28 protein-coding genes are annotated in these 25,603 nt (G+C 60.3%); 14 read left to right on the top strand and 14 right to left on the bottom strand.

All coding sequences use genetic code 11. The annotated features are described in order from the left end of the window. Positions 1 to 25 precede the first annotated feature (25 nt). From ACIK7D_RS08545 to ACIK7D_RS08515, 7 genes are all read left to right on the top strand, one after another. The gene (locus ACIK7D_RS08545; protein WP_003520412.1) at positions 26 to 559 is read left to right on the top strand and encodes a hypothetical protein; all 534 of its coding nucleotides are present in this window, start codon (positions 26 to 28) and stop codon (positions 557 to 559) included. A 138-nt stretch (positions 560 to 697) separates the two neighbouring features. Then, complete coding sequence (locus ACIK7D_RS08540) at positions 698 to 1,531, top strand: RNA methyltransferase (protein WP_080816712.1); 834 nt, start codon at positions 698 to 700, stop codon at positions 1,529 to 1,531. Further along, positions 1,515 to 2,336 (top strand): glutamate racemase, encoded by an 822-nt coding sequence (gene murI, locus ACIK7D_RS08535; protein ID WP_400156084.1) that lies wholly within the window; start codon positions 1,515 to 1,517, stop codon positions 2,334 to 2,336. Before ACIK7D_RS08540 ends, murI begins: the two co-directional genes overlap by 17 nt. A gap of 379 nt (positions 2,337 to 2,715) precedes the next feature. Then, positions 2,716 to 2,955 carry a hypothetical protein gene (locus tag ACIK7D_RS08530; protein ID WP_059760384.1) on the top strand — a complete coding sequence of 80 codons (240 nt, stop codon included), beginning with the start codon at positions 2,716 to 2,718 and terminating at the stop codon, positions 2,953 to 2,955. A 169-nt stretch (positions 2,956 to 3,124) separates the two neighbouring features. Next, positions 3,125 to 3,763, top strand: coding sequence for a LysE family translocator (locus ACIK7D_RS08525; RefSeq protein ID WP_080816715.1), 639 nt, complete (start codon positions 3,125 to 3,127; stop codon positions 3,761 to 3,763). 51 nt (positions 3,764 to 3,814) lie between these two features. Further along, positions 3,815 to 4,702 (top strand): EamA family transporter, encoded by an 888-nt coding sequence (locus ACIK7D_RS08520; protein ID WP_400156083.1) that lies wholly within the window; start codon positions 3,815 to 3,817, stop codon positions 4,700 to 4,702. Positions 4,703 to 4,801: 99 nt separating this feature from the next. Then, positions 4,802 to 6,346, top strand: coding sequence for an ATP-binding protein (locus ACIK7D_RS08515; RefSeq protein ID WP_400156082.1), 1,545 nt, complete (start codon positions 4,802 to 4,804; stop codon positions 6,344 to 6,346). A 235-nt stretch (positions 6,347 to 6,581) separates the two neighbouring features. Here ACIK7D_RS08515 and ACIK7D_RS08510 read toward each other — a convergent pair whose 3' ends face one another. Then, positions 6,582 to 7,565 carry a TerC family protein gene (locus ACIK7D_RS08510; protein ID WP_400156081.1) on the bottom strand — a complete coding sequence of 328 codons (984 nt, stop codon included), beginning with the start codon at positions 7,563 to 7,565 and terminating at the stop codon, positions 6,582 to 6,584. 453 nt (positions 7,566 to 8,018) lie between these two features. Between ACIK7D_RS08510 and rpsD the strand changes: the two genes are divergently transcribed. From rpsD to ACIK7D_RS08485, 5 genes are all read left to right on the top strand, one after another. Next, positions 8,019 to 8,636 carry a 30S ribosomal protein S4 gene (gene rpsD / locus ACIK7D_RS08505; RefSeq protein WP_003520423.1) on the top strand — a complete coding sequence of 206 codons (618 nt, stop codon included), beginning with the start codon at positions 8,019 to 8,021 and terminating at the stop codon, positions 8,634 to 8,636. Between the two features lie 68 nt (positions 8,637 to 8,704). Next, entirely contained in the window at positions 8,705 to 9,634 is a 930-nt protein-coding gene (locus ACIK7D_RS08500) for a glutaminase (RefSeq protein WP_400156080.1), read from the top strand. 64 nt (positions 9,635 to 9,698) lie between these two features. Continuing rightward, the gene (gene ttcA / locus ACIK7D_RS08495) at positions 9,699 to 10,637 is read left to right on the top strand and encodes a tRNA 2-thiocytidine(32) synthetase TtcA (protein WP_400156381.1); all 939 of its coding nucleotides are present in this window, start codon (positions 9,699 to 9,701) and stop codon (positions 10,635 to 10,637) included. Positions 10,638 to 10,653: 16 nt separating this feature from the next. After that, positions 10,654 to 11,481 carry an inositol monophosphatase family protein gene (locus ACIK7D_RS08490; protein ID WP_400156079.1) on the top strand — a complete coding sequence of 276 codons (828 nt, stop codon included), beginning with the start codon at positions 10,654 to 10,656 and terminating at the stop codon, positions 11,479 to 11,481. Positions 11,482 to 11,510: 29 nt separating this feature from the next. Then, the gene (locus tag ACIK7D_RS08485; protein ID WP_400156078.1) at positions 11,511 to 12,335 is read left to right on the top strand and encodes an inositol monophosphatase family protein; all 825 of its coding nucleotides are present in this window, start codon (positions 11,511 to 11,513) and stop codon (positions 12,333 to 12,335) included. A 233-nt stretch (positions 12,336 to 12,568) separates the two neighbouring features. Here the strand turns inward: ACIK7D_RS08485 and ACIK7D_RS08480 are convergent, their stop codons facing one another. The 4 genes from ACIK7D_RS08480 to ACIK7D_RS08465 all read right to left on the bottom strand — a co-directional run bounded on the left by ACIK7D_RS08480 (position 12,569) and on the right by ACIK7D_RS08465 (position 15,064). After that, complete coding sequence (locus ACIK7D_RS08480; protein ID WP_127758031.1) at positions 12,569 to 13,777, bottom strand: multidrug effflux MFS transporter; 1,209 nt, start codon at positions 13,775 to 13,777, stop codon at positions 12,569 to 12,571. A 137-nt stretch (positions 13,778 to 13,914) separates the two neighbouring features. Beyond that, positions 13,915 to 14,250 carry a Grx4 family monothiol glutaredoxin gene (gene grxD, locus ACIK7D_RS08475; RefSeq protein ID WP_003520429.1) on the bottom strand — a complete coding sequence of 112 codons (336 nt, stop codon included), beginning with the start codon at positions 14,248 to 14,250 and terminating at the stop codon, positions 13,915 to 13,917. Between the two features lie 137 nt (positions 14,251 to 14,387). Beyond that, a complete protein-coding gene (locus ACIK7D_RS08470) occupies positions 14,388 to 14,819 on the bottom strand; it encodes a hypothetical protein (protein ID WP_400156077.1) in 432 nt (143 codons plus the stop codon). Next, complete coding sequence (locus ACIK7D_RS08465; RefSeq protein WP_078052777.1) at positions 14,816 to 15,064, bottom strand: hypothetical protein; 249 nt, start codon at positions 15,062 to 15,064, stop codon at positions 14,816 to 14,818. Before ACIK7D_RS08465 ends, ACIK7D_RS08470 begins: the two co-directional genes overlap by 4 nt. 211 nt (positions 15,065 to 15,275) lie before the next feature. Between ACIK7D_RS08465 and ACIK7D_RS08460 the strand changes: the two genes are divergently transcribed. Continuing rightward, positions 15,276 to 16,424 (top strand): hypothetical protein, encoded by a 1,149-nt coding sequence (locus ACIK7D_RS08460; RefSeq protein WP_400156076.1) that lies wholly within the window; start codon positions 15,276 to 15,278, stop codon positions 16,422 to 16,424. A gap of 141 nt (positions 16,425 to 16,565) precedes the next feature. Here the strand turns inward: ACIK7D_RS08460 and ACIK7D_RS08455 are convergent, their stop codons facing one another. The 3 genes from ACIK7D_RS08455 to ACIK7D_RS08445 all read right to left on the bottom strand — a co-directional run bounded on the left by ACIK7D_RS08455 (position 16,566) and on the right by ACIK7D_RS08445 (position 20,623). Continuing rightward, a complete protein-coding gene (locus ACIK7D_RS08455) occupies positions 16,566 to 16,799 on the bottom strand; it encodes a BolA/IbaG family iron-sulfur metabolism protein (RefSeq protein WP_003507909.1) in 234 nt (77 codons plus the stop codon). A gap of 16 nt (positions 16,800 to 16,815) precedes the next feature. Continuing rightward, positions 16,816 to 19,050 carry a phosphoribosylformylglycinamidine synthase subunit PurL gene (gene purL, locus ACIK7D_RS08450; protein ID WP_400156075.1) on the bottom strand — a complete coding sequence of 745 codons (2,235 nt, stop codon included), beginning with the start codon at positions 19,048 to 19,050 and terminating at the stop codon, positions 16,816 to 16,818. A 154-nt stretch (positions 19,051 to 19,204) separates the two neighbouring features. After that, positions 19,205 to 20,623, bottom strand: coding sequence for a PLP-dependent aminotransferase family protein (locus tag ACIK7D_RS08445; protein ID WP_400156074.1), 1,419 nt, complete (start codon positions 20,621 to 20,623; stop codon positions 19,205 to 19,207). 93 nt (positions 20,624 to 20,716) lie between these two features. Between ACIK7D_RS08445 and ACIK7D_RS08440 the strand changes: the two genes are divergently transcribed. Beyond that, positions 20,717 to 21,022, top strand: coding sequence for a DUF1127 domain-containing protein (locus tag ACIK7D_RS08440; RefSeq protein ID WP_080816742.1), 306 nt, complete (start codon positions 20,717 to 20,719; stop codon positions 21,020 to 21,022). A 134-nt stretch (positions 21,023 to 21,156) separates the two neighbouring features. On the opposite strand, the gene ACIK7D_RS08435 is transcribed toward ACIK7D_RS08440, so the two are convergent. The 6 genes from ACIK7D_RS08435 to purB all read right to left on the bottom strand — a co-directional run bounded on the left by ACIK7D_RS08435 (position 21,157) and on the right by purB (position 25,537). After that, positions 21,157 to 21,561, bottom strand: a complete 405-nt coding sequence (locus ACIK7D_RS08435) for a hypothetical protein (protein WP_400156073.1) — start codon at positions 21,559 to 21,561, stop codon at positions 21,157 to 21,159. 65 nt (positions 21,562 to 21,626) lie between these two features. Beyond that, positions 21,627 to 22,298, bottom strand: a complete 672-nt coding sequence (gene purQ / locus ACIK7D_RS08430; protein WP_080816744.1) for a phosphoribosylformylglycinamidine synthase subunit PurQ — start codon at positions 22,296 to 22,298, stop codon at positions 21,627 to 21,629. A gap of 19 nt (positions 22,299 to 22,317) precedes the next feature. Beyond that, positions 22,318 to 22,560 (bottom strand): phosphoribosylformylglycinamidine synthase subunit PurS, encoded by a 243-nt coding sequence (purS, locus tag ACIK7D_RS08425; RefSeq protein WP_003507918.1) that lies wholly within the window; start codon positions 22,558 to 22,560, stop codon positions 22,318 to 22,320. 56 nt (positions 22,561 to 22,616) lie between these two features. Next, a complete protein-coding gene (purC, locus tag ACIK7D_RS08420) occupies positions 22,617 to 23,381 on the bottom strand; it encodes a phosphoribosylaminoimidazolesuccinocarboxamide synthase (protein WP_003520440.1) in 765 nt (254 codons plus the stop codon). A gap of 203 nt (positions 23,382 to 23,584) precedes the next feature. Continuing rightward, a complete protein-coding gene (locus ACIK7D_RS08415) occupies positions 23,585 to 24,148 on the bottom strand; it encodes an alpha/beta hydrolase (RefSeq protein ID WP_080856489.1) in 564 nt (187 codons plus the stop codon). Positions 24,149 to 24,229: 81 nt separating this feature from the next. Beyond that, complete coding sequence (gene purB, locus ACIK7D_RS08410) at positions 24,230 to 25,537, bottom strand: adenylosuccinate lyase (protein WP_003520443.1); 1,308 nt, start codon at positions 25,535 to 25,537, stop codon at positions 24,230 to 24,232. Positions 25,538 to 25,603: the final 66 nt, after the last annotated feature.

Here is a 25,603-nt window from a genome sequence, read left to right as displayed (position 1 = left end):
GTCGGGCCTATCCCGGGATCACATCATGCGGAATATTCTGCTTCTGACTGCCGCCGTCCTCTTTTCGCATAGCGCGCTCGCCGCCGGGCCTGCCGATCCCGTTCAGAAGGTGATGGATATCACCGTCAAGAACTGGTCCGGCGAGGCGGAAAACTGGAAATACGTCTTCGACGAGGACATGCTGACCAGCCTGTTCAGCAAGGATTTCGTCGCACAATATCGCGAAGCCTCCAAGAAACCGGCTTACGAGGCCGAAAGCGGCGAGACCGGCGATCCCTTCGGTTACGACGTCGTGACGAACTCGCAGGATGGTTGTCCGCTGGCCGATGTTTCCGTGACGCCAGGCGCGGTGAAGGACGGCGTGACGGATGTGACGGCGAAATTCAAGCTCTGGGCCTGCATGGATGAAGCGGAGATGAAGGCGACGGTTGACGAAGTGCATTTCGACGTCGTCGAGGAAGACGGCCGGCCAGTCATCAGCGATATTCACCGGGTCGGCGATGAGGGCAGGGATTCGCTGCGCGAAGAGATGGCGACGATCATCAAGGGAGAGCAATAAGGGGCGTCCTGCCAGCGGGGTGAAGCCAGGCTTTCTCCGCGCCGGCTTTGATTTTGGCGCCGATCTGTGCCAGTGAAGCGCGCTTTAGCGCGTCGGGCTGAAAATCGATGCGACGCTTCAACACACGGACAAAAGACGATGGCAGGCACAAACAGCGATCTCGAACTTGTGGCGGAAGGCCCGGCGATCATTCTCGTCGAACCGCAGCTCGGCGAAAATATCGGCATGGTGGCGCGGGCCATGGCCAATTTTGGCCTGGCCGAATTGCGTCTGGTCAATCCGCGTGACGGCTGGCCGAGCGAGAAGGCGCGCGCCGCAGCCTCCAAGGCCGATCACGTCATTGACGGCACCAAGGTATTCGAGACGCTGGAAGAGGCGATCAAGGACCTGAACTTCGTTTATGCCACGACCGCGCGCGAGCGTTACGGTTTCAAGCCGGTGCGTGCGCCCGTCACCGCCGCCGATACGCTCAGGGCAAAATTCAAGGCTGGCGAAAAGACCGGTATCCTCTTCGGGCGGGAGCGCTGGGGGCTGACCAATGAGGAAGTGGCGCTGGCCGACGAGATCGTGACTTTTCCGGTCAATCCCGCTTTTGCCTCGCTCAATATCGCACAGGCCGTGCTTTTGATGTCCTATGAATGGATGAAATCCGGCATGGACGATCTGGGAGAGACGCTTTTCCAGTCCGTCGAGCAGCGCCCTTCGACCAAGGAACAGGTTTTCGGCCTGTTCGAACATATCGAGGAAGCACTGGATGCGCGGGGTTATTTTCATCCCGCTGAAAAAAAGCCGAAAATGGTCGACAATCTGCGTGCAGTGCTGTCGCGACGCGGGTTTTCCGAGCAGGAAATCAGCGTTTTCCGTGGCGTGATCAATTCGCTCGACCGCTTTCCACGGCAATGGCCGAAGCAGGCGGGAAGGGCAGCGGGGCCGTCGGCCGAGGGAGCAGGGGAGAATGCTGAAGACGAGTGAGGCGGCGGCCGATGTGCTGAAACCGGTGCTGGTGTTCGATTCCGGCATTGGCGGGCTGACCGTGCTGCGCGAGGCGCGGGTGCTGATGCCCGAGCGCGGCTTCATCTATGTGGCCGACGATGCGGGTTTTCCCTATGGCGGCTGGGAGGAGGAAGCGCTGAAGGCGCGCATTCTCTCGCTCTTCGACAAGCTGCTGGACGACTATAGCCCGGAAGTCTGCATCATCGCCTGCAACACCGCCTTCACGCTCGCTGGTGCAGATCTTCGCGCCCGCTTTCCGCAGATGACCTTCGTTGGCACTGTGCCCGCCATCAAGCCGGCGGCGGAGCGTACCCGTTCCGGCCTCGTTTCCGTGCTGGCGACACCGGGCACCGTCAAGCGCGCCTATACGCGCGATCTCATCCAGTCCTTCGCCAGTCAATGTCATGTCCGCCTCGTCGGCTCTGAAAACCTGGCGCGCATGGCGGAAAGCTGGATCAGGGGCGAGCCGGTTTCGGATGAGGCTGTGCTTGCCGAAATCGAACCCTGCTTCATCGACAGCGAGGGAAAACGCACGGATATCGTCGTTCTTGCCTGCACCCACTACCCCTTCATGGCCAATCTGTTCCGCAGGCTGGCGCCATGGCCGGTGGATTGGCTCGACCCCGCCGAGGCGATTGCGCGGCGCGCGCGCCACCTCGTGCCGCTGCCGCAGGATGCGGAGCATCCGGATGGTTTCGATTTTGCCGTCTTCACCTCCGGCAATCCGGATTTCGCCACCCGGCGGCTGATGCAGGGTTTCGGTCTCAGCGTTTCTGCGGCCTGAGCGCCTGTTGCATTTTTGCATCTTTTTTATCCGTCTTTTGCAATTCGAGATTGCGACCACTTGTCGCGCCGGATTTCTTGTGTAAGATGCTTCTTGTCTGTAACCGCTATAAATGGAGGCGTGGAATGACCAATGACATCAATATGCGCCTTAACGGCATGTCAGGCCTTTCCGGCATGATTATCGGCGGTTATGTGATGCGAGGCATCTCCCTCCGATAAGGCTTATGGCCTGATTTCCCTGCCGTTTGGCATTTTCACTTCGTCCGACATGTGATTTTCGCGTTCGCGTGGCATGAGTGCTGCGCCCCGCCGTTTCGGCATGTCGTTTTCCATCGATAAAGGACCTGGCCGCTTTGCCGCGCCGGGATGGATTTCCCATGCAGAAAAATCAACCATTGGTAGCATATGCGCTGCCGGATGCGGTCGATCGCTTGTTCGTCACATTCGGTGTCTGGAAAACCCTGAAGGCGGTTCTCATCGCCGCACTGGTGCCGCGCGCGCCGCCGACCGATCCTGCCGATCTGCCAGAGCGCCTTCTGGTCGATATCGGCCTCGACCCTTCGCGGGTGAAGCGGCGGCGGGATTGGGAGGTTCCTCACTGGGCGCCCCGGTTTTGATTGGCAAAGGCCTCTCCGGCAAAGAAATGTCGGGGAGGCTTCGTCGTTGAGTTACGCCCGCTGACAAACCACGAAATGCAGGCGGCCGCGGCGCGGTCTGCGAAAAATCCGGCTTGATGCGAAGCGTTTTCCGTGGCTTGCTCGAGACTAGGGACAAAGGAGATTCACCATGCCGCTGGAGAACTGGCTGGCCTTCGTGGCCGCATCCGCCATCATGCTCGCCATTCCGGGACCGACGATCCTGCTGGTGATTTCTTATGCGCTGGGCCACGGCCGCAAGGCCAGCACGGCGACGGTGACGGGTGTGGCGCTCGGTGATTTCACCGCGATGACGGCTTCCATGCTTGGTCTCGGCGCGCTGCTTGCCACATCGGCGGCGCTTTTCACCGGGCTTAAATGGATCGGTGCGGCTTACCTCATTTATCTCGGCATCAAGCTGTGGCGTTCGCCGGTCAGCGGCGAGGGCCGGCAAGGGACTGGCGTGACCGGCCGCGAAAGGCCGCTCAAAATCTTCCTGCATGCCTATATCGTCACCGCGCTGAACCCCAAGAGCATCGTGTTCTTCGTGGCCTTCCTGCCGCAGTTTCTGGTGCCGACATTGCCCTTCTGGCCACAGGTGCTGATTTTTGAAGTCACGTTCCTCGTGCTTGCCACGGTGAATGCGGCGCTTTATGGACTTCTGGCAAGTGCCGCCCGCAATACGATCCGCAAGCCGACGGTTCAGCGCATCGTCAACCGCACGGGCGGCGGTCTCCTGATCGGCGCCGGTCTCATTGCCTTCGGCTGGAAGAGGGCGGTCTCGGCGTAACGCCCCTCAAACACCTGGGGTGTCGGTCGCCTGAAATTCGGACATAACAAAATGGCATTGCCGCATATTCTTCTCGCCCTGATCACCGTGTTTTTGTGGGGCTTCAACTTCGTCGTGATCAAGGTGGGCGTCGCCGATATGCCGCCCTTGTTTCTGACTGGGGTGCGTTATCTTTTTGCGGCCGTGCCGCTGGTGTTCTTCCTGCCGAAACCCAATGTGCCGTGGCGTCACATGATCGTGTATGGCATGGCGATGGGCTTCGTGCAGTTCGGCCTGCTTTATCCGGCCATCAAGCTCGGCCTGCCGGCGGGGCTTGCTTCGCTCGTCATGCAGTCGCAGGCATTCTTCACGCTGGCACTTGCCGTGGTGTTCCTCGGCGAGCGGCCGTTGCCCTCACAGATCCTCGGCGCGATCATTGCTTTTGGCGGGCTCGCGGTCATTGGCGTAGAGCGCATGACGGCGGCAGCGTTGATACCGCTGCTGATGGGGGTCGGCTCGGCCATTGCCTGGGCCTGCGGCAACATCGTCAACCGCCGCATCGGCCAGGTGAACGCGGTTTCCTTTGTGGCGTGGACAAGCCTTGTGCCGGTTCTGCCGTTGATTCTGCTTTCGCTGGCGGTGGAAGGACCTGAGGCGATTGCGGAAGGCGTGCTCAATGCGACGCCGACGATGGCTTTTGTGGTGATCTACATGGCCTATGGTGCGACCATTGTCGGCGCGGGCATCTGGAGTTACCTGCTTCTGCGGTATCCGGCCGGAACGGTGGCGCCGTTTTCGCTACTGGTGCCGATTGTCGGTTTCATCAGCGCCTATCTCGCTTTTGCGGAGCACATCACCGTCTTCGAAGTGGTCGGTGCAGCATTGGTCATCATCGGGCTGATGCTGAATGTGTTCGGCAGACGGCTTTCGTTTTTGCGAGTCTCGTCCGGGACTGCATAGATGCGGCGTAATTGCCTGTGCATTATCGGCACGGGGCAGACGCAACCGGCGATTTTTTGGTAAAGAGCATGTTCGGCCGCCGCCAGGGGAATCGGCCGGATGACATGCAGCACGAGGAATGGAACATTGCAGGTCGGTATCGACATGGGAACCCTATCGGGCGGGCAGCAGGCCAAGCTCGATATCGAGGAATTGCTTGCGACGCGTTTGCTGGTGCAGGGCAATTCCGGTTCCGGCAAGTCGCATCTGCTGCGCCGGCTGCTCGAGCAATCGGCGCAATGGGTGCAGCAGGTCATCATCGATCCCGAGGGTGATTTCGTCACGCTTTCCGACAGGTTCGGCCATGTGGTGGTGGATGGCGAGCGCACCGAGGCGGAGCTTGCCGGCATTGCCAACCGCATTCGCCAGCACCGCGTTTCCTGCGTGCTGACGCTGGAAGGCCTCGATATCGAACAGCAGATGCGGGCCGCCGCCGCCTTCCTCAACGGCTTGTTCGATGCGGATCGTGAATTCTGGTATCCGGTGCTTGTCGTGGTGGATGAGGCGCAGATGTTTGCGCCCTCCGTCGGCGGCGAGGTGACGGAGGATGCGCGCAAAGCGTCGCTGGGCGCCATGACCAATCTGATGTGTCGTGGCCGTAAGCGCGGTCTTGCCGGCGTCATCGCCACGCAGCGTCTGGCGAAGCTCGCCAAGAACGTGGCAGCGGAAGCCTCGAACTTCCTGATGGGCCGCACCTTTCTCGATATCGACATGGCGCGCGCGGCTGACCTTCTTGGCATGGACCGGCGACAGGCGGAAATGTTCCGAGATCTGCAGCGCGGCAATTTCGTGGCGCTCGGCCCGGCGCTCTCGCGTCGACCGCTGCCCATCGTCATCGGCCCGGTGGAAACCTCGGCGCGTTCCTCTTCGCCGAAGCTGATGCCTCTGCCGGATACACTGCCAGATGTCGAAGACCTGATTTTCACGCCGGATCCGGAAGAGTTTACGCGGCCTGCCGTGCGCCGCACACCGCCAGCACCACGCCCGACCACGGATATTCTGGCCGAACTCTCCCGTTCCACGCCCGCCGCCGTCGGTCCTTCACAGGAGCAATCGCCGCGTGCAGGCCAGCCGGAACTGACGCCCGAGGAGCGCGAGGAGAAAATCGCGACGGTTCTCGTCGAAATTCTCGATGATCCGCAATCGGCCTATCGGACCGATGCCGTACTTTATCAGGATTTTCTGGTGCGTGTCCGCATGCGCCGTATTCCGGGCACACCGATGACGCTTGCGGAATTCCGCCGGCAGGTGGCGATTGCCCGCTCAGGCGTGGATGCTGCGATGGCGGCCAGCGAAGGCTGGGAAAAGGCGCTGGAATTGTCGACGTCGGTTTCCGACGACCTGCAGGGCGTTTTCCTGTTGCTGGTCAAGGCCGCTCTTGGCGAGGAGCCTTGTCCGTCGGATGCCCGCATTGCCCGCGCCTATGGCACCCATTCCGCCCGCCGCGCGCGGCGGTTGCTCGGTTATTTCGAGGAGAAGGAGCTTGTGGTGGTGCATGCCGACTTCTCCGGCAAGCGCATCGTGGCTTTCCCTGATCTCGATGCAAAAACCGCACCCGGCGATGCGGATGCGGCTGAGGATGATGCGCGGCTTGCGGCGGAGTGAGGTTGCGGCAGGCTGCTTGTTTGACATACCTCCCGTCATGCCGGACTTGATCCGGCATCCAGCCACCGCGCGTCTGCGCCGTGAGACGAGTCTATTGTGATCAAGGACTTGATCGCGCTGGACCCCGGATCAGGTCCGGGGTGACGGCGTGTATATTATGGGGCGGTGCAACCTCATTCGTCAGCGGAATTCTGAAAGAAGCTGAGGAGGCGTTTCCGCCTCCTCGATCAAGGCCTTATTCGATGGCCTTTGTTTCCTTACGCGTCGCAATCAGCGAACCGACGATGCCGGTTGCGAGGATGGCGACGGTGACGCCGAGAGAGACGGCGGGCGGGATCTTGGCGATGCCGAGCATATCGGCGACGAAGATTTTCGAGCCGACGAAGACCAGAACCGCAGCCAGCGCATATTTCAGATAAGCGAAGCGGTGGATCAGGGCGGCAAGCGCAAAATAGAGGGCGCGCAGGCCAAGGATCGCGAAGATGTTCGAGGTGTAGACGATAAACGGATCGGTGGTGATCGCGAAGATCGCCGGGATCGAATCGACCGCGAAGATCAGGTCGGCGATTTCGACCATGATGAGCGCCAGGAAGAGCGGCGTCACGAAGGTCTTGAGTTTGCCGGTGGCCTCATCGGTTTCCTTGACGAAGAATTTCTCGCCATGCAGCCTATTTGTCACCGGAAGGTGACTGCGCAGGAACTTCAGGATGCGGTTATTGCCGATATCCGATTCATCATGGTCGGACGAGAACAGCATCTTGAGGCCGGTGAAGACGAGGAAGGCCGCGAAGAGATAAAGCACCCAGTGGAAGTTTTCGACGATGGCCGCGCCGCCGGCAATCATGATGCCGCGCAGGACGATGACGCCGAGGATGCCCCAGAGCAGCACGCGGTGCTGATATTGGCGGGGAATGGCGAAATAGGAGAAGATCATGGCGATGATGAAGATATTGTCCATCGCCAGGCTTTTTTCGACCACGAAGCCGGTGACATATTCCATCGCCGACTGTTCGCCGGACTGGTACCAGATCCAGCCGCCGAAGGCCAAGCCGATGGCGATATAAAAGCCCGACATCAGCAGGCTTTCACGAACGCCGATTTCCTTGGAGTTCTTGTGCAGCACGCCGAGATCGAGCGCGAGCAGGCCAAGGACGAGAGAAATGAAGACAGCCCACATCCATGTGGGGGTGCCGAGAAAATCGTTGAGGAGAAATTCCATCAGTCAACCTTTAGCCGGACGAGGTTGGCTTTGCGGATGGGGAACGTGCGTGAAGAATATACGTGGGCCCCAACCTAAAGAAACTCGACATCACGTGTTGTCCGGTAACACGCCAGAGGGGCCCGAGTTCTGATCACGATGGAGAGATGGGTGGGCGCTCAGGCTTTTCAAGGGTACTCGTGAGAAAAAAAGCGGCAGGCGTTGTTTGACAAATTTGTAAAACGTGTTTAGAAGCCGCCCCAACGCCGGGCAGTGATGTCCGGTGTGTTTTGTTGACTGCCTTGCAGTTTTAAAGGCTGACGTTCGGCGGTCAATATCACCGACATGTCCCGTGGTTTCTCCATTTGCATGTGAGAAGCCTGTCAGAGGCCCTGAAACGGGCTTCAGAGGAGGGCGTGTTTCCTTGAACCGGTTTGGCAACAGACCGGCATAACCTTTTGAGAAGGAAATACGATGAGCAAGCGCGAATCGGCTAAGTACAAAATTGACCGCCGCATGGGCGAAAACATCTGGGGTCGTCCGAAGTCCCCGGTTAACCGCCGCGAATACGGCCCGGGCCAGCACGGCCAGCGCCGCAAGGGCAAGATGAGCGACTTCGGCACGCAGCTGCGCGCCAAGCAGAAGCTCAAGGGCTATTACGGCGAACTGCGCGAAAAGCAGTTCCGCGCTACTTTCGACGAAGCAAACCGTCGCAAGGGTGACACTTCCGAAAACCTGATCGGCCTGCTCGAGTCGCGTCTGGACGCCATCGTCTACCGCGCCAAGTTCGTTCCGACCGTTTTCGCATCGCGTCAGTTCATCAACCATGGCCACGTCACGGTTAACGGCGTTCGCGTCAACATCGGTTCTTACCGCTGCAAGCCGGGCGACGTTATCGAAGTTCGCCAGAAGTCCAAGCAGCTCGTAACCGTTCTGGAAGCCGTTCAGCTCGCTGAGCGTGACGTTCCGGACTACATCGAAGTTGACCACAACAAGATGGTTGCGACCTACGCCCGCGTTCCGGCTCTCTCCGACGTTCCGTACCCGGTCGTCATGGAACCGCATCTGGTCGTCGAATTCTACTCGCGTTAATCGACGCGTTTCAGTATTCAGGAAGCCGCCCTTCGGGGCGGCTTTTTTGTTTGCGGGGAAGGCTTTGCATGCAGGACATTCAGGCGATCGTCGATTCCATCTATGACAGCATGCTGCCAAGACTGGGTGAGGGGAAGGTTGCGGATTACATTCCCGAACTTGCCAAGGTCGATCCCAACCAGTTCGGCATCGCCATCACCACCGTCGACGGAACCACCTATACGGCCGGCAATGCGCTGACGCCGTTTTCGATCCAGAGCATCTCCAAGGTTTTCATGCTGACGCTGGCGCTCGGCAAGGCCGGCGAGACGGTGTGGAACCGGGTAGGGCGTGAACCTTCAGGCTCTTCCTTCAATTCCATCGTCCAGCTGGAGCATGAGCACGGCATCCCGCGCAATCCCTTCGTCAATGCCGGCGCGATCGTGGTGACCGATATCGTTCTTTCCGGCCACCAGCCGCGCGAGGCTATCGGCGAGCTTCTGCGCTTCGTGCGTTATCTCGCGGATGACGATACGATCAGCATCGACGATACAGTTGCGAAATCCGAGCAGGCGACGGGGTTCCGCAATTTTGCGCTCGCCAATTTCATGCGCTCCTTCGGCAATCTGCACCATCCCGTGGAATATACGCTCGGCGTCTATTTCCACCAGTGCGCGCTTTCCATGACCTGCGCCCAGCTTTCCCGGGCGGGCCTTTTCCTCGCCAATCGCGGCCGCAATCCGCTTACGGGGCATACGGTTGTGTCGGACCGGCGGGCGCGACGCATCAATGCGCTGATGCTGACCTGCGGCCATTATGACGGATCGGGCGATTTCGCCTATCATGTCGGCCTGCCGGGCAAGAGCGGTGTCGGCGGCGGCATCATGGCGGTGGCGCCGGGCAATGCGTCGATTGCCGTCTGGTCGCCGGGTCTCAACAAGGTCGGCAATTCGGCGCTCGGGTCACAGGCGCTGGAATTGCTGGCGACGAAAACCGGCTGGTCGGTATTCGGGGCTTGATATTGCCGGCGGATGGGGGCATTGCCTGCATGAAGAACGGCAGTCGTGCCGGAGCGAGCGGATGATGAACATTCTCACCAAGATCGATGACTTTGTAGATCAGGCCGGGGCCGCACCGATCGGGGCGGATCAGGACGCGTCCGAGGAAAACGGCAGCTCGCATCCCCTGTTCGACAACGCGCCGCGGTCTGTCTCGTTCAACAAGCTGCGCAAGCGGCTGCTGCGCAATGTGCGCCAGGCGTTTGAAGATTTCGGCATGCTGAACGGCCAAAAGCGCTGGCTGGTTGGCCTTTCCGGCGGCAAGGACAGCTATGGTCTTCTGGCGCTGCTGCTCGATCTCAAATGGCGCGGGCTTTTACCGGTGGAACTGGTTGCCTGCAATCTGGATCAGGGCCAGCCGAATTTTCCCAAACACGTGCTGCCGGAGTATCTGGCGAAGATCGGTGTTGCCCATCGCATCGAATATCGCGATACCTATTCCGTGGTGAAGGAAAAGGTGCCTTCCGGCGGCACTTACTGTTCGCTCTGTTCGCGGCTCCGGCGCGGCAATCTCTACCGCATCGCGCGGGAGGAGGGTTGCGACGCGCTGCTGCTCGGCCATCATCGCGAGGATATTCTCGAAACCTTCTTCATGAACTTCTTCCACGGCGGCCGGCTGGCCGGAATGCCGGCCAAGCTTTTGAATGACGAGGGCGACCTGATGGTCATGCGCCCGCTTGCCTATTGCGCCGAAGAGGATATGGCGAAATTCGCGGCGGCGATGGAATTCCCGATCATTCCCTGCGACCTCTGCGGCTCGCAGGACGGGCTTCAGCGCAATGCCATGAAGGAGATGCTGGCCGACATCGAACGGCGTATGCCCGGCCGCAAGGACGTGATGCTGAGGGCGCTTGCCCATGTCAATCCATCGCATCTGCTTGATCCCAAGCTTTTTGATTTCTCGGCGCTTTCTGTCACCGGGGCGTCACCTGAAGAGCGTAGGGAGGCCAACTCCCTTTTATGAAGAAGTGCCCCGCCCGATGACCCTTTCCGACAAAGATATCGACTTCCTCGTTTCCACCGTTGCCGCTGCCGGCGCGAATGAAATTCTTCCCCGCTTCCGAAACCTGAGCGCCGGTGCGATCTCCGAAAAGACCTCCGCCGTCGATCTGGTCACCGAGGCCGATGTTCTGGCGGAAAAGGCGATCACCGCCGCTCTCCTCCAGCGATTTCCTAAGGCCCATATCGTCGGCGAAGAAGCCTATGAGGCGGACCAATCCGTCATTCCCGCACTTGCCGATGCGCCGCTTGCCTTCGTGATCGACCCCATCGACGGCACGTTCAATTACGCTTCCGGCTTCCCCGCTTTCGGCACATTGCTTGCGGTCACCGTCAAGGGTGAGACGGTGGCGGGCTTCATCCACGATCCGGTGATGGGCGATACCATCGTTGCCCTGAAAGGCGAGGGCGCGTTTCTCAACCGCGGGAACGGTTCGCAGGCGAAGCTCAGGGTTGCCGATCCCGCGCGATTATCCGACATGGTCGGCATCTTTTCCTGGGGCCACAGCCATCAGGATCGCCGGCCGGTGATTGCCGCCAATATGGCCAAGATCAAGATGGCGCTGTCGCTCAACTGCTCGGCACATGAATATTGGCTCGCCTCGGCCGGCAAGCTGCATTTCATCGGCCATGAAAAGCTGATGCCGTGGGATCATCTCGCCGGCGTGCTCATTCATCAGGAGGCGGGCGGTTACACGGCCCGTTTCGACAATACGCCCTATCGGCCGGGGCAAACGGAGGGCGGCATTCTGTCTGCTCCCGACAAGGAAAGCTGGAAGATGCTGCGACGGGAAATCGTCGCCTTATAAGATCACGCTCAGAAAGAAGGATATCGCCCATGGCTCTCGAACTCGACATCGCCTCTCTTGCCAATACGCTTCAGGAGGCGGCGGCAGTGGAAATCCTGCCGCGGTTCCGCAATCTGGGCGAAGGCGATGTGCGGATGAAGACCGAGGCAATCGATCTCGTCACCGAGGCCGACGAGGCCGCCGAACGGTTGATACGCGCCCGCGTGCAGGAAATCATGCCTGATGCACTGTTCATCGGCGAAGAGGCGGTGGCGGCGGATGCGTCGCTGCTGGGCAAGCTTGCCGATGCCGATCTTGCCGTGGTGGTCGATCCCATCGACGGCACCTATAATTTTGCTTCCGGCCTGCCGCTCTTCGGCGTGATGATGAGCGTCATCTCCAAGGGCGAGACCGTTGCCGGCCTGATCTTCGATCCGATGGGCAATGACTGGGCGATTGCCGAAAAGGGTTCCGGCGCGTGGCTTTGCGGCGCCGACGGTTCGCAGACGCAGATGTCGGTCGTGCCGGCCCCGGAATTGTCGCAGATGGTCGGCATCGCCAATACCGGCTATTTCGACGTGGAGACACGGCGCAAGATCCTGACGAACCTCGCCGATGTGCGGCTCTTCACCAGCTATCGCTGCGCGGCGCATGAATATCGCCTGTTCTGTGGCGGCCACATGCATTTCCTGATGTATAACAAGCTGATGCCCTGGGACCATCTGGCCGGCACGTTGCTGTCGCAGGAGGCGGGCGCTTACGCGGCACGCCTCGACGGCTCGCCCTATCTGCCGAGCCATGTGGATGGCGGGCTGCTGCTCGCGCCGGATCAGGAGACGTGGGAACTGCTGCGGGAGAAGGTTTTTACGGTGTGAGGTGCGCTCACGCGAATTTCAGCTTCTTGCCTTCACAAGCCTGCCTGCAACGTCCTGAAATCTCTCCTCCGTCATGCTCGGGCCTGTCCCGAGCATCTGCAACGTCCCGATTTTGTTGACGTGATTAGATCCTTGGGACAAGCCCAAGGATGACGTTGAGTGTGAAAGCAGACTTGTTGTCACATTAAGGGCGCGGAACAGAATTCCGCGCCCTTTCATTTTTCTACCGCCCCTCAGCGGGTCGGCTTGTTATGCGCCTGAAACAGCACGCCCTTTTCGCCGATCAGCACGAAGATGAGGCCGACGATGGAGACGGTGAAGAAACCCGCCACCATGGGCAGCGCCGTGCCGTTGAAAGACTGGCCGATGGCCGCGCCGATCAGCGAGCCGCCGACGGTTCCCATGAAGCCCATGACGGACGATGCGGTGCCGGCGACGTGGCCGAGCGGTTCCATCGCCAGCGAGTTGAAGTTCGAGCCGATCCAGCCGAACTGGAACATGGCGAGCGCGAAGAACACGATGAAGATGGCGAAAGGCATCGGTTCCGGCCCCAGCACCTGCACCAGCAGCCAGAGGAAGGTGATGGCGATGAAGCCAAGCAGCGAGCCGTGCGACAGCTTGCGCATGCCGAACCGGCCGACCAGCCTTGCATTGACGAAGGACGAGAAGGCCATGAACAGCGCCACGCCTGCAAAAGCCGCCGCAAACCATGCGCCGAGCCCGTAAATGCCCTTATAGACCTGTTCGACCGAGTTGATGAAGCCGAACAGCGCCCCGAAGATGAAGGTGCTGGAGAGCGTATAACAGAGCGCGATACGGTTGGTGAGCACGATCTTGAAACCGCCGAGGATCGAGCTTGCGGTCAAGGGGCGGATATCGTCCGGATGCAGGGTTTCCGGCAGGCGGAAATACATCCAGGCCGTCACCACGGCGGCAATGGCCGCCATGAAAGCGAAGATCAGGTGCCAGTCACCGAAAAACAGCACGATCTGGCCGGTGCCGGGCGCTATGACCGGTACGACCATGAAGACCATCATGATCAGCGACATGACTTCCGCCATCTGCCGTCCGCCATAGATATCGCGCACGATGGAGACCGTGATGACACGCGTCGCCGCCGAACCGATGCCCTGAATGAAGCGCAGCATCAGCAGCCCTGAGAAGGACGGTACGAAGACCACGGCGATGGCTGAAACGATGTAGATGGCAAGCCCGACGAACATCGGCTTGCGGCGTCCGAAACGGTCCGAAATAGGTCCGTAGAGAAGCTGGGCGATGCCGAAGCCGAGAAGATAGCTGGAAATCACATATTGGCGGTGGTTTTCGTTCTCGACGCCCAGCGAGGCGCCGATTTCCTGAAGACCGGGCAGCATGATGTCGATGGCGAGCGCGTTCAGCGCCATCAGCATCGCGGCCAGCGCGATGAATTCCGTGCGCCCCATCGAGCCTGCGCGCGAAGCGGTGGATTGTGAAAGATTTGTCACAGGATTGCCCCAAAAAGAACGGCAAAGGCGTTGCATGAAGCAACGCCTGGCATAAATTTCTGACAATCAGGGTGGGCCGGATGAACCGGCCGAAATCAGGCCGCGCCGCGGACGCTGATACCCTGTTCTTGGAAGTGGTTCTGCAGTTCGCCGGACTGGAACATCTCTCTTACGATGTCACAGCCGCCGACGAATTCGCCCTTGACGTAGAGCTGCGGGATGGTAGGCCAGTTGGAGTAGTCCTTGATGCCCTGGCGGATATCTGCATCGGCAAGCACGTTGATGCCCTTGTAGTCGACGCCGAGATAATCGAGGATCTGTACCACCTGGCCGGAAAAACCGCACTGCGGAAATTGCGGGGTGCCCTTCATGAAAAGAACGATGTCGTTGCTCTTCACTTCGCTGTCGATCATGTCGTGAATGCCGCTCATAGGCCTATTCCTTTCACATGCGGTTCAAGGCCGCTGCTTTCTGTTTGTTCCTAGATAACATGTCGTGGCGCGATTTCCACCCGGGAAGCGTAAAAAACTGCGGGTGTGGCATCGCTGATTGCGGGTCGAAACTCCGGCTACCAGCGCGTCGTTCTCTTCGGGTAAGAAAAGTCGAGAACGATTTTTCCTCTCCGCTCCCACCGTCTGAAGACTGATTGTATCAATACACCTGTTTCGCCTTCCCAAATATCGAATTCGCGAGTGTTATCGAACGTTATGGCTCGCATGCCACTCGGCAACGAGCAATCGTCCTCACAGTCAATCTCCATTTCGCTATAGAAACTGTTTACTTTGATATCGAGAGTTAACTTTGGACTTTTCTGGTCCACCAGGCGGCAGGTGTTGCCGGTTCTGCAGAAGGCTGTGCCGGATATCCGATCAGCACCATCAAGCTCCACGACGAAGCCGATCTTGATCTCTTTGCTGCCCTTAACCTCTGCGGCACCTTGTAACGGCCCCGAAATCGCCAGTAGTAAAACGGCGGGAAGCAGGGGGAGGCGATACATCATCGATATCGTTGTCTGCTGCGGGCGGCGGCGGTCCGCCTTTTGCTCACCTGCTTCTTGGCCGGCTTGGGTTTGATGGCGGCGTTGATCGCGGCTTCCAGAACCGAGCCGACGATGCCGCCGGCAAGCGAGCCGGTGCTTTTCGTCCGGCGCGCCCGTCGGGTCTTGCGGATGCCGGTCTTGGTGAGGATTTCAGACAGCGCGCCCTTGACGACGCCGTTGAGTACTTGATCGACGATGCCAGACAAATTTCCCTCACCGATAAATAAATCACATTTCCGTCGCGATTTTTACTATACGTGCATCGCCCGCTGTATCAAGCGATCCTTTCGGGTGTCTCTAGCGCGCATTTGCTTTCCTCCGAAACGCAAAAGCGCGCTATCTCTTTGTTTTTGCGCATTGTCCTGATGTAAAAGCGATTTTGCTTTTACTGGAAATGCTCCGGCCGAAGGTTCATGCATGCCAGCCGTCAAGTCACGACTTGTACTTTATTTTCCCGGTTTCGATCCGCTCGATGCGGCCGCCCATCATCTGCGTTACCAGCGGGCGGCGGCGCTCTCCGGCAAGACATGGGATATCGATTATGCCGTGGGGCCGCTGGAGAATGCGCCCGGGGGTGAAACATTCACGGTGGAGGCCTCGGCGGGCGACTGGCGGACGCGCTCCGACATTTTCGTCTACGACCATAATGCGGTGATATCGCAATTGCGCGATGAGCCAGTCTGGCGGCAGATCTGGCTCGGCTTCAAGGCCGGAGCCGGCATCATCGCCGAGGGCGGTGCGGCGCGTTACTTCCGCCACGCCTGGCGTTTTGGCCTGTTCTTCATCTTTCCGTTCCTGCTGATGCTTGTCGGCGGTGCGCTTGCGGCGGCTATTGCCCTGTCGCCCTTAATTTTCGCATTACCTCTCTGGCTCTTGGCGATCAGTCTTCCCGCCGCCGCCCTGTTTTTCGTGAAGGCTTTCCTGCCGTTTGCGGAGCGGTTTCACACCCTGCATCTTTATGCGGACTGGCGGTTCGCGCTCGCGGTCGGCCGCGATGAGCCGATTGCCCGTGACTGGATCGAGGAGAGGGCAGCACTCGTTCGTACGGCGCTGGAGCAGCCCGCGGATGAGGTTCTGGTGGTTTCCCACAGCATGGGCGCCAGCCTTGCGCTCGCCGTGATCGGCCACGTGCTGGAACTGAAGCCGGATGCGCTGGATGGCCGGAAACTGTCCTTTGCGACCTTGGGCGGGGCGGCGCTGCAATGTGCGTTCCTGTCGAGCGCCGACCGGCTTCGTCAAAGCATCGGCACGATCGCTCGTCACCCGGAGGTGACATGGTTCGATATCCAGTGCCTGACCGATCCGATTCATCTCTACCGGTGCAATACCGTGGGCCTGACCGGTCACAGGGATGCGCCGCAGCCGAAGATCGTACCGATCCGTTTCAAGCATTCGCTCTCGCCGGACCGCTATAAGAAGAACAAGCGCAACTTCCTGCGCATGCACCGGCAATATGTGCTGGGGCCGGATCGCAGATCCGGTTACGATTTTACCCTGCTGACGGCGGGCCCCTTGCCGGCCGCCTCCTTCGCCGCTCTGGATTCGCAGACGCCGCCCGCCTTGTAAGCGGCACCAACCCATTCGGCCGGACATAAAAAAGGCCCGCGTGAGAGTATCACGCGGGCCTTGATTTATTCCGCAGGTTTCACGCTGTCCCCTAGGCGGGACAGAGACGGTCTGTTGCCGGAACCGCTTTCACGGGCGCAATCATTCGGGAGCCGAGGTCTGCAGGGCAAGGGCATGCAGAACGCCGCCCATATTGCCCTTCAGCGCGTCATAGACCATCTGGTGCTGCTGCACGCGGGTCTTGCCCTTGAATGCTTCCGCAACGACTTCCGCCGCGTAATGATCGCCATCACCGGCCAGATCGCGGATCGTGACCTTTGCCCCGGGAATTCCCGCCTTAATCATGTCTTCAATGTCGCCGGGTTTCATGGGCATGGTGTTTCTCCTTAATTCATTCTGCGGCGAGCAAAGTTTCGCCGTCCATGAATTGAGGGAACCACGATTCATAGGCCAAGTGCAATTCTTTAATCTCGACAGCCCGCGCCGTGCCCAGCTTTACGGTGGAACCGCCGGTAACGCCGATGACCGGGCAGGAAACGCCCGCCGCCTTCGCCGCTGTCTGCACCTCGTCGAGATCGTCCTTTTTGACCGTCAGAACGTAACGGCCCTGATCTTCGCCATAGAAGGTGAGAACCGGGTTGTAGCCTTCGACCGCGTCGATGGTTGCGCCGATGCCCGACGAAATCGCCATTTCGGCAACTGCAAGCGCCAGACCGCCCGAGGAGCAATCGTGAACGGCGGTGGCAAGGCCGTCGGTGATGAGGCTGCGGACGAAGTCGCCGTTGTTCTTTTCAGCGGCCAGATCGACATGCGGCGCAGGGCCATCGATGCGGCCATGAATGTCACGCATGTAAACCGACTGGGCGATATGCGTGCCAAGGCCGGCAGGGGCGCCGACGAGCAGCACCACTTCGTCAGCGGCGGCGAAACGGATGCGCGCCATGCGGCCCCAGTCCTTCAGGAGGCCGACGCCGCCGATGGTGGGGGTGGGCAGGATCGCCTGACCGTTGGTTTCGTTATAGAGCGAGACGTTGCCGGAAACGATGGGGAATTCCAGCACGCGGCAGGCTTCGCCGATGCCCTTGATGGCATGGACCAGCTGGCTCATGATCTCGGGCTTTTCCGGATTGCCGAAATTGAGGTTGTCGGTGGCCGCCAGCGGCAGAGCGCCGGTGGCGGTGATGTTGCGCCAGCATTCGGCGACGGCCTGCTTGCCGCCTTCGAAGGCATCGGCCTCGACATAACGCGGCGTCACGTCGGAGGAGAAGGCGAGCGCCTTCCTGTCATGGCCTTCGACGCGAACCACGCCGGCATCGCCGCCGGGAAGCTGCAGCGAATTGCCCTGGATCAGCGTGTCATACTGTTCGTAGACCCAGCGGCGCGAGGAATTGTTGGCCGAACCGACCAGCGATACCAGCGCATCGGCGATATCGGCGGCGGGGACGTCGTTTTCCGAAAGCGGCGCGGGCACCTTGGCGGGCGTCCACGGGCGGTCATATTCCGGGGCCTGATCGCCCAGTTCCTTGATCGGCAGGTTGGCGACTTCCTCGCCATTGTGCAGCACGCGGAAGCGCAGATCATCGGTGGTCTTGCCGACGATGGCGAAGTCCAGACCCCACTTGACGAAGATCGCCTTGGCGACTTCTTCCTTGGAAGGTTCGAGAACCATAAGCATGCGCTCCTGGCTTTCCGAGAGCATCATTTCGTAAGCCGTCATGCGCTCTTCGCGCACCGGTACGGCGTTCAAGTCAAGCTCGATGCCGAGATCGCCCTTGGCGCCCATTTCGACGGCCGAGCAGGTGAGGCCGGCCGCACCCATGTCCTGAATGGCGATGACCGCACCGGTCTTCATCAGCTCGAGGCAGGCTTCCAGCAGGCACTTTTCGGTGAAGGGGTCGCCGACCTGAACGGTCGGGCGCTTTTCTTCAATGGATTCGTCAAATTCGGCAGAAGCCATGGTCGCACCACCGACGCCGTCGCGGCCGGTCTTCGCGCCGAGATAAACGACCGGCAGGCCGACGCCCTTGGCTTCCGACAGGAAGATCGCATTGGACTTGGCAAGGCCGGCTGCGAAGGCGTTGACGAGGATGTTGCCGTTATAACGCGGGTCGAATTCCACTTCGCCGCCGACGGTCGGCACGCCGAAGGAATTGCCGTATCCGCCGACACCGGCGACGACGCCGGCCACGAGGTGGCGGGTCTTCGGGTGGTCAGGCGCGCCGAAGCGGAGCGCGTTCATGGCGGCGATGGGGCGGGCGCCCATGGTGAAGACGTCACGCAGGATGCCGCCGACGCCGGTTGCCGCACCCTGATAGGGTTCGATATAGGACGGGTGGTTGTGGCTTTCCATCTTGAAGACGACGCAGTCGCCATCGTCGATATCGACCACGCCGGCGTTCTCGCCGGGGCCCTGAATGACGCGCGGACCCTTGGTCGGCAGGGTCTTCAGCCACTTCTTGGAGGACTTGTAGGAGCAGTGCTCGTTCCACATGGCCGAGAAGATGCCAAGCTCGGTAAAGCTCGGCTCCCGTCCGATCAGGTCGAGGATACGCTGGTATTCGTCGGGCTTCAGCCCGTGGGATGCAACGAGTTCCGGGGTGATCTTGATGGAGTTTGAGATAGACATAGGTCTCACGCGGTTCGAGCCGAGGAAAGTTTCCGGTTCTTTAGCGCAAGAGGCTCCATGGTGCGACAGGAAAATGCGCCGCTTTGCCGGCTAATTGGTGGTTTATGCGGTTATTCACCCGTTGCGGTGGGTGCCCGCAACGCTGCGACCCGTATCACGCCACGCTTTCATAGCCGGCGGAGCCGTTATCCAGCAGGTGACGGAGTATGCCGAAGGCATGGGTCAGTTCCTCGCGGGTGGAAGGCCCGGAAAAGCTGATGCGGACGCGGTGGAAAACCTTGTCCGTCCGGCCGGCCTTGAACTCGTCCTCGTCATCGATCAGCACGCCTTCCTTCATCGCTGCGCTGCGGAAGGTGCCGGAAAGCCATGGTTCGGGCAGTCTCAGCCACAGAAAGGCGATATCGGGCAGCGAATTGAAGTCCAGCCCGGCAAAGACGCGCCGGGCAATCGCCTCGCGCCCGTTCAGTTCGGCGATGCAATCCTTGCGGATATCGCGGGCGTCGCCGCTATTGACGAGGCGCGCATTCAGTTCGGCCAGCATGAAGGGCAGGCCGCCCGTCATCATCGAGTGGGAAATACGGATGCGCGAGGAATATTGCGCGGGACAGGCGACCCAGCCGCCGCGCACGCCGGCGGCGACGGATTTCGACAGGCCGCCGACGACGAAGGTAATGTCGGGCGCAAATTCGGCGATCAGCGGGATCGCATCGCGCGTCATCGCGCCATAAAGATTGTCCTCGACGATCCACACACCGTAGCGGCGCGCGATATCGGCAATCGCACGGCGGCGGTCTTCCGGCAGGGTGGCGCAGGTCGGGTTCTGGCCGGCCGACATCAGGAAGATCATCTTGGGATGCTGCTGGGCGCAGACGCGTTCGAAATCATCCGGGACAATACCGTTCTCATCCACCTCCACCAGCGTCACCCGCCGGCCGGCAAGGGCGGCGCTGCGGCTGATGTGGGAATAGGTGACGGGTTCGAAGACGATGCGGTCGCCCGGCGCGGTCATCGCGGACATCACGCTCATCACCGCCGCATGGGCGCCAAGCGTCGAAACGATGTTTTCCGGCTTCGGCGACCAGCCGTTCTGGGAAAGCCAGCGAACGCCGGCCATGCACCAGTTATCGGGAAAAGAGCGGGCATAATTGGTAATGTCGTGGGGATGCTCTCTGGTCACTGCCTCGATGTGCCTGGCGATCAGCCCGCTCTGGCCGACATCTGGCGCGGCGGTGGTGTTCAGCCGGAATTCGGCGCTGCTGTCGATGGCGTGGCGCGTGCTGCCGAAGGCGGCCGCTGCCGGCTCCATGGGCAATGACGGGGCAGGGGTCTTGCGCTCATTGACATAGGTGCCGCGTCCGACCTCACCGCTGACGAGGCCACGCTCATGGATCAGCGCATAGGCGCGGCTGATTGTGCCGATTGTCACACCGAGATCGTAGGCAAGATTGCGCTGCGGCGGCAGTTTCGAGCCGGCCTGCAGGATGCCGTCGGAAATCGCGCCTTCGATACTGTCAGCGAGGCGCAGGTAAATCGGGCCGTCGCCCTCGGTAATGTCGGGAAGCCAATTTGTCATGGTGACAATTTATGCATTGTATCTACTCTCAAGTCAATTGTATTTATTGTCTGCATTGAATGAGGCCAAACGCACGGAGACAATAGGTGCAATATGCGCAAGATGGATCAATACCTTTCGACAGCGGATACACTCTATCCTGACGGCTACGAACGGGAACGCGTGTTCCGCGATGCCGGCGACATGGTCGCACCGGCGCCCTTTCCGGCCAGGATCGCCCACACGCTTATTGGTCGCCTGATTGCGGGCGTGTCCTCATGGCAGCGGAAACGTCAGGGACGTTTTGCCCTGCGGGAACTTTCGGACGATCTGCTGGATGATATCGGCGTTACGCGGGATGAAGCCTTGAAGGAGGCGGCGAAATCCCGGCTGTTTTCCTGGCCGCCGCGGCCGCTTTGATTTTTTGTCGGAGAGCGGCGCCTTCTTTCCCCGGCGCCAAGCAGCCATTCGGCAACCCGCCACGCCAATCCCAACCGGCGCTGGCGGGTTTTTTTATGCCGGCCGCGTTCTCACGGGGTGCCAGTGTCTGTCGATCAGCAGCCCTTGCCGCCATTCGCCCAGCGCTTGACGTCGGTTGCGATGCGGCCGGAAAGGGCTTCGTTCATCACGGGGCCGAAAGCGTCGAGTTTCGCCGGGTTGCCTTCAGCCTGAACCACCAGCATGGGGCGCGATTCCGGGCTGTTGCGCGGCACGAGCAGGATGCGCGGACGGCCCGAGAAAGAATTGAGTTCCGGGGCGAGGCGATAGGCCTTGAATGCCGCATCGCCCGATTTGAACCAGCAGGCATTGGCGCCAAGCGCGATCCTTTCCATGGTCGGCAGGGCCGCGCGGGAGACGGAGGAGGAAGGCTGCGGTTTCGGCTGGCAGGCGGCAAGCGCCGCTGCCGCGAGGATCAATGCGGTAGCCTTGTAGGCATTGTGTCGAAGAAGACGGGGCATCAGGTCATCCAGAAGAGAAGCCGAAACGGCATCAAAAAAGGCGGGCTCGAAGCCCGCCCGGTCTATCAGGCTGCGACGACGCCGAGCGCCGAAGCGAAGAGGCCACGACCGTCATTGCCGCCATGGGCGGCTTCGATCAGGTTTTCCGGATGCGGCATCATGCCGAGGACATTGCCCCTAGCGTTGATGACGCCGGCGATGTCATTCAGCGAACCGTTGGGGTTGGTGCCGTCGGCATAACGGAACACCACCTGGCCGTTGTCTTCCACGGACTTTAGCTCATCCGTATCGAGGAAATAGTTGCCGTCGTGGTGGGCGACGGGGCAGCGCAGAATCTGGCCCTTGTCATAAGCGCGGGTGAAATCCGTGTCGTTGTTGGCAACTTCGAGCTTCACTTCACGGCAGACGAATTTCAGCGAGGCGTTGCGCATCAAGGCGCCCGGCAGCATGCCCGCCTCGACCAGAATCTGGAAACCGTTACAGACGCCGAGAACCTTGACGCCCTTTTCGGCCTTTTCGCGAATGGCCTGCATGACCGGCATACGCGCGGCGATGGCGCCGCAACGCAGATAGTCACCATAGGAGAAGCCGCCCGGGATGACGATCAGGTCGACGTCGGGAATATCCGTTTCCGTCTGCCAGATGGTGACGGGCGCGCTTCCGGAAATTTTCGTCAGCGCCGCGATCATGTCGCGGTCGCGGTTGAGGCCGGGAAGTTGGACGACAGCGGATTTCATCGGAGCGGCTCCTGGGGCTTCAGAGGATGGCGATGGCGTAGTTTTCGATGACCGTATTGGCCAGAAGCTTTTCGCACATTGCCTTCAGGTCGGTCTCGGCCTTGGCCTTGTCGGCGCCTTCCAGCTCCAGGTCGAAGACCTTGCCCTGACGGACATGGCCAACGCCACCGAAACCGAGGCTGCCGAGCGCGCCTTCGATTGCCTTGCCCTGCGGATCGAGAACGCCGTTCTTCAGCGTAACAGTCACCCGTGCCTTGATCACCTGATCTTCTCCTGATTTTACCCTTGCGGTGTCGATATTATTTCACGAGGCCGATATTACTTCACGAGGACAGGGCCGGTGCCGCGGATCGGTTCGTTTTCATTGATGATGCCGAGACGGCGCGCGACTTCGGAATAGGCTTCGAGAAGCCCGCCCATGTCGCGGCGGAACAGGTCCTTGTCCATCTTTTTCTGGGTTTCGATGTCCCACAGGCGGCAGCTATCGGGCGAAATCTCGTCGGCGAGGATGATGCGCATCATGTCGCCTTCGAAAAGGCGGCCGCATTCGATCTTGAAATCGACGAGCTGGATGCCGACGCCGAGGAACAGGCCGGAGAGGAAGTCGTTGACGCGGATGGCGAGCGCCATGATGTCATCGAGCTCGGCGGGGTTGGCCCAGCCGAAAGCCGTGATGTGCTCTTCGGAGACCATCGGGTCTTCGAGCTCATCCGACTTGTAATAGAACTCGATGATGGAGCGCGGCAGCACCACGCCTTCCTCGATGCCGAGGCGCTTCGACAGCGAGCCGGCAGCGACATTGCGCACGACGACTTCGAGCGGGATCATCTCCACTTCCTTGATCAACTGCTCGCGCATGTTGAGGCGGCGGATGAAGTGCGTGGGAATGCCGATCTTGTTCAGATGCGTGAAGACGTATTCGCAGATACGGTTGTTCAGCACGCCCTTGCCGTCAATGACTTCATGCTTCTTCTTGTTGAAGGCGGTCGCATCGTCCTTGAAGAACTGGATAAGCGTGCCTGGCTCCGGACCCTCGTAGAGGATCTTGGCCTTGCCTTCGTAAATACGGCGGCGACGGTTCATAATTGCAGGTCTCTTGGTTGACGCCGATTCTGGTGGCGTTGCGTTTGGTCTTTGAAGCGGTCCCATAAAGGAAAAGAGTGCATTCTACAATGCGGCTCGCATATTTCCCTTCAATTCTTGTGACAGGCCGGGGAAACCGCTGCGCCCGGAAATTAAGCTTCCGGGGCTGATCGAAGGGGAGGCGGTCCGCCGGGCTGGTGCCGTCAGGGCTCGACAGCCTTCAGCCGGCTCAAAAACTGCGCGAAGACCATACCGCCTTCCGGCCACGGACCATGGCCGGACTCGGTGTTGATATGGCCGGACATGCCGGCGTCGATCAAAAGCGAGCCCCAGGCGGCGGCGATGTCATCGGCATGTTCATAGGAGCCGAAAGGATCGTTGCGACTGGCGATGGTGATCGCCGGGAACGGCAGCGGATCGCGCGGGTAAGGCCCGAAGGTCATCAGGTGCTTCGGCCGGATATCGGGATTGGCGACATCGGGCGGCGCGACGAGCAGCGCGCCGGACACTTTCCTGCCGATTTCCGGCAGGGCATGGATGACGGTCGGCACACCGAGCGAATGGGCGACGAGGACGATAGGCCTGGTGGAGGCATTGACCTCTTCCACCAGCCGGGCGACCCAGTCTTCCTTCACGGGTTTGGACCATTCGGCCTGCTCGACGCGGCGTGCGGTGGAAAGCTTGCGCTCCCAGCGGCTCTGCCAGTGGTCGGGGCCGGAATTGGTATAACCGGGGACGATCAGGATATCTGCTTCTGAAACTTTCATGCGCCCATATCTGTGTTGCGATGCCGCCGCGATCAAGGTCGCGGCGGCATTAACTTCAAGGTCTCAAACTCGGCTCAAGTCTCAGGCGTTGCCGAAGACGCGGGTGAAGATCGTGTCGACATGCTTGGTGTGGTAACCGAGGTCGAACTTTTCGCGGATCACCTCTTCGGGAAGGGCGGCGCGCACTTCCTCGTCACCCAGCAGTTCCTCAAGGAAATCGGCGCCCTGTTCCCAGACCTTCATGGCGTTGCGCTGTACCAGACGGTAAGCGTCTTCGCGCGATACGCCGGCCTGCGTCAGCGCCAGGAGAACGCGCTGAGAATGCACGAGGCCGCGGAACTTGTTCATGTTCTTCAACATGTTGTCCGGGTAGATCACCAGCTTTTCGATGACGCCGGCCAGGCGGTTCAGTGCGAAATCGAGAGTGACAGTGGTGTCCGGGCCGATGGCGCGCTCGACGGAGGAGTGGCTGATATCGCGCTCGTGCCACAGCGCAACGTTTTCCATGGCCGGAACCACCGACATGCGCACCAGACGGGCAAGGCCGGTCAGGTTTTCGGTCAGAACCGGGTTGCGCTTGTGCGGCATGGCGGACGAGCCCTTCTGGCCCGGCGAGAAGAATTCTTCCGCTTCCAGAACCTCGGTGCGCTGCATGTGGCGGATTTCGATGGCGACGTTTTCGATCGACGAGGCGATGACGCCGAGGGTTGCGAAGAACATGGCGTGACGGTCGCGCGGGATGACCTGCGTGGAGACCGGCTCGGGGATGAGGCCGAGTTTGGCACAGACATGTTCTTCGACGCGCGGGTCGATATTGGCGAAGGTGCCGACGGCGCCGGAGATTGCGCCCGTGGCGATTTCCGCACGGGCATTGACGAGACGCTCGCGGTTGCGGTGCATCTCGGCATAAAAGCGGGCGAAGGTCAGGCCCATGGTGGTCGGCTCGGCGTGGATGCCGTGGCTGCGGCCGATGCGCACCGTATTCTTGTGTTCGAAGGCGCGGGTCTTCAGCGCGGTGAGCACCCGGTCCATATCGGCGAGCAGCAGATCGGCGGCGCGCACGAGCTGGATGTTGAGCGTGGTATCGAGCACGTCCGACGACGTCATGCCCTGATGCACGAAACGGCTGTCGGGACCGACAAATTCGGCAAGATGGGTGAGGAAGGCGATGACGTCGTGCTTGGTGACGGCTTCGATTTCATCGATGCGGGCGACGTCGAAGGTGGCGCTGCCGCCCTTTTCCCAGATGGTCTGGGCAGCGGACTTCGGGATAACGCCGAGTTCGGCAAGTGCGTCACAGGCATATGCCTCGATCTCGAACCAGATGCGGAACTTTGTTTCCGGCGACCAGATGGCGACCATTTCCGGCCGGGAGTAACGAGGGATCATGGCAATGACTTTCTTTGTGGAGGAATTTTGCTGCCCGTTTAGCAAAGTGTTCCGGTAATCTCAATC

It is taken from the genome of Agrobacterium sp. P15N1-A (assembly GCF_044626815.1).
In the GTDB taxonomy this organism is placed as follows: domain Bacteria; phylum Pseudomonadota; class Alphaproteobacteria; order Rhizobiales; family Rhizobiaceae; genus Agrobacterium; species Agrobacterium leguminum.
The sequence above is the reverse complement of the archived record's forward strand: the minus strand, read 5'-3'. Positions and strand labels throughout refer to the sequence as shown.

Bases quoted from the DNA above. Each gene is read 5' to 3' on its own strand.
- ACIK7D_RS08545 (WP_003520412.1), top strand. From the start codon at position 26: ATGCGGAATATTCTGCTTCTGACTGCCGCCGTCCTCTTTTCGCATAGC.
- ACIK7D_RS08540 (WP_080816712.1), top strand. From the start codon at position 698: ATGGCAGGCACAAACAGCGATCTCGAACTTGTGGCGGAAGGCCCGGCG.
- murI (WP_400156084.1), top strand. From the start codon at position 1,515: ATGCTGAAGACGAGTGAGGCGGCGGCCGATGTGCTGAAACCGGTGCTG.
- ACIK7D_RS08530 (WP_059760384.1), top strand. From the start codon at position 2,716: ATGCAGAAAAATCAACCATTGGTAGCATATGCGCTGCCGGATGCGGTC.
- ACIK7D_RS08525 (WP_080816715.1), top strand. From the start codon at position 3,125: ATGCCGCTGGAGAACTGGCTGGCCTTCGTGGCCGCATCCGCCATCATG.
- ACIK7D_RS08520 (WP_400156083.1), top strand. From the start codon at position 3,815: ATGGCATTGCCGCATATTCTTCTCGCCCTGATCACCGTGTTTTTGTGG.
- ACIK7D_RS08515 (WP_400156082.1), top strand. From the start codon at position 4,802: ATGACATGCAGCACGAGGAATGGAACATTGCAGGTCGGTATCGACATG.
- ACIK7D_RS08510 (WP_400156081.1), bottom strand. From the start codon at position 7,565: ATGGAATTTCTCCTCAACGATTTTCTCGGCACCCCCACATGGATGTGG.
- rpsD (WP_003520423.1), top strand. From the start codon at position 8,019: ATGAGCAAGCGCGAATCGGCTAAGTACAAAATTGACCGCCGCATGGGC.
- ACIK7D_RS08500 (WP_400156080.1), top strand. From the start codon at position 8,705: ATGCAGGACATTCAGGCGATCGTCGATTCCATCTATGACAGCATGCTG.
- ttcA (WP_400156381.1), top strand. From the start codon at position 9,699: ATGAACATTCTCACCAAGATCGATGACTTTGTAGATCAGGCCGGGGCC.
- ACIK7D_RS08490 (WP_400156079.1), top strand. From the start codon at position 10,654: ATGACCCTTTCCGACAAAGATATCGACTTCCTCGTTTCCACCGTTGCC.
- ACIK7D_RS08485 (WP_400156078.1), top strand. From the start codon at position 11,511: ATGGCTCTCGAACTCGACATCGCCTCTCTTGCCAATACGCTTCAGGAG.
- ACIK7D_RS08480 (WP_127758031.1), bottom strand. From the start codon at position 13,777: ATGGGGCGCACGGAATTCATCGCGCTGGCCGCGATGCTGATGGCGCTG.
- grxD (WP_003520429.1), bottom strand. From the start codon at position 14,250: ATGAGCGGCATTCACGACATGATCGACAGCGAAGTGAAGAGCAACGAC.
- ACIK7D_RS08470 (WP_400156077.1), bottom strand. From the start codon at position 14,819: ATGATGTATCGCCTCCCCCTGCTTCCCGCCGTTTTACTACTGGCGATT.
- ACIK7D_RS08460 (WP_400156076.1), top strand. From the start codon at position 15,276: ATGCCAGCCGTCAAGTCACGACTTGTACTTTATTTTCCCGGTTTCGAT.
- ACIK7D_RS08455 (WP_003507909.1), bottom strand. From the start codon at position 16,799: ATGCCCATGAAACCCGGCGACATTGAAGACATGATTAAGGCGGGAATT.
- purL (WP_400156075.1), bottom strand. From the start codon at position 19,050: ATGTCTATCTCAAACTCCATCAAGATCACCCCGGAACTCGTTGCATCC.
- ACIK7D_RS08445 (WP_400156074.1), bottom strand. From the start codon at position 20,623: ATGACAAATTGGCTTCCCGACATTACCGAGGGCGACGGCCCGATTTAC.
- ACIK7D_RS08440 (WP_080816742.1), top strand. From the start codon at position 20,717: ATGCGCAAGATGGATCAATACCTTTCGACAGCGGATACACTCTATCCT.
- ACIK7D_RS08435 (WP_400156073.1), bottom strand. From the start codon at position 21,561: ATGCCCCGTCTTCTTCGACACAATGCCTACAAGGCTACCGCATTGATC.
- purQ (WP_080816744.1), bottom strand. From the start codon at position 22,298: ATGAAATCCGCTGTCGTCCAACTTCCCGGCCTCAACCGCGACCGCGAC.
- purC (WP_003520440.1), bottom strand. From the start codon at position 23,381: ATGAACCGTCGCCGCCGTATTTACGAAGGCAAGGCCAAGATCCTCTAC.
- ACIK7D_RS08415 (WP_080856489.1), bottom strand. From the start codon at position 24,148: ATGAAAGTTTCAGAAGCAGATATCCTGATCGTCCCCGGTTATACCAAT.
- purB (WP_003520443.1), bottom strand. From the start codon at position 25,537: ATGATCCCTCGTTACTCCCGGCCGGAAATGGTCGCCATCTGGTCGCCG.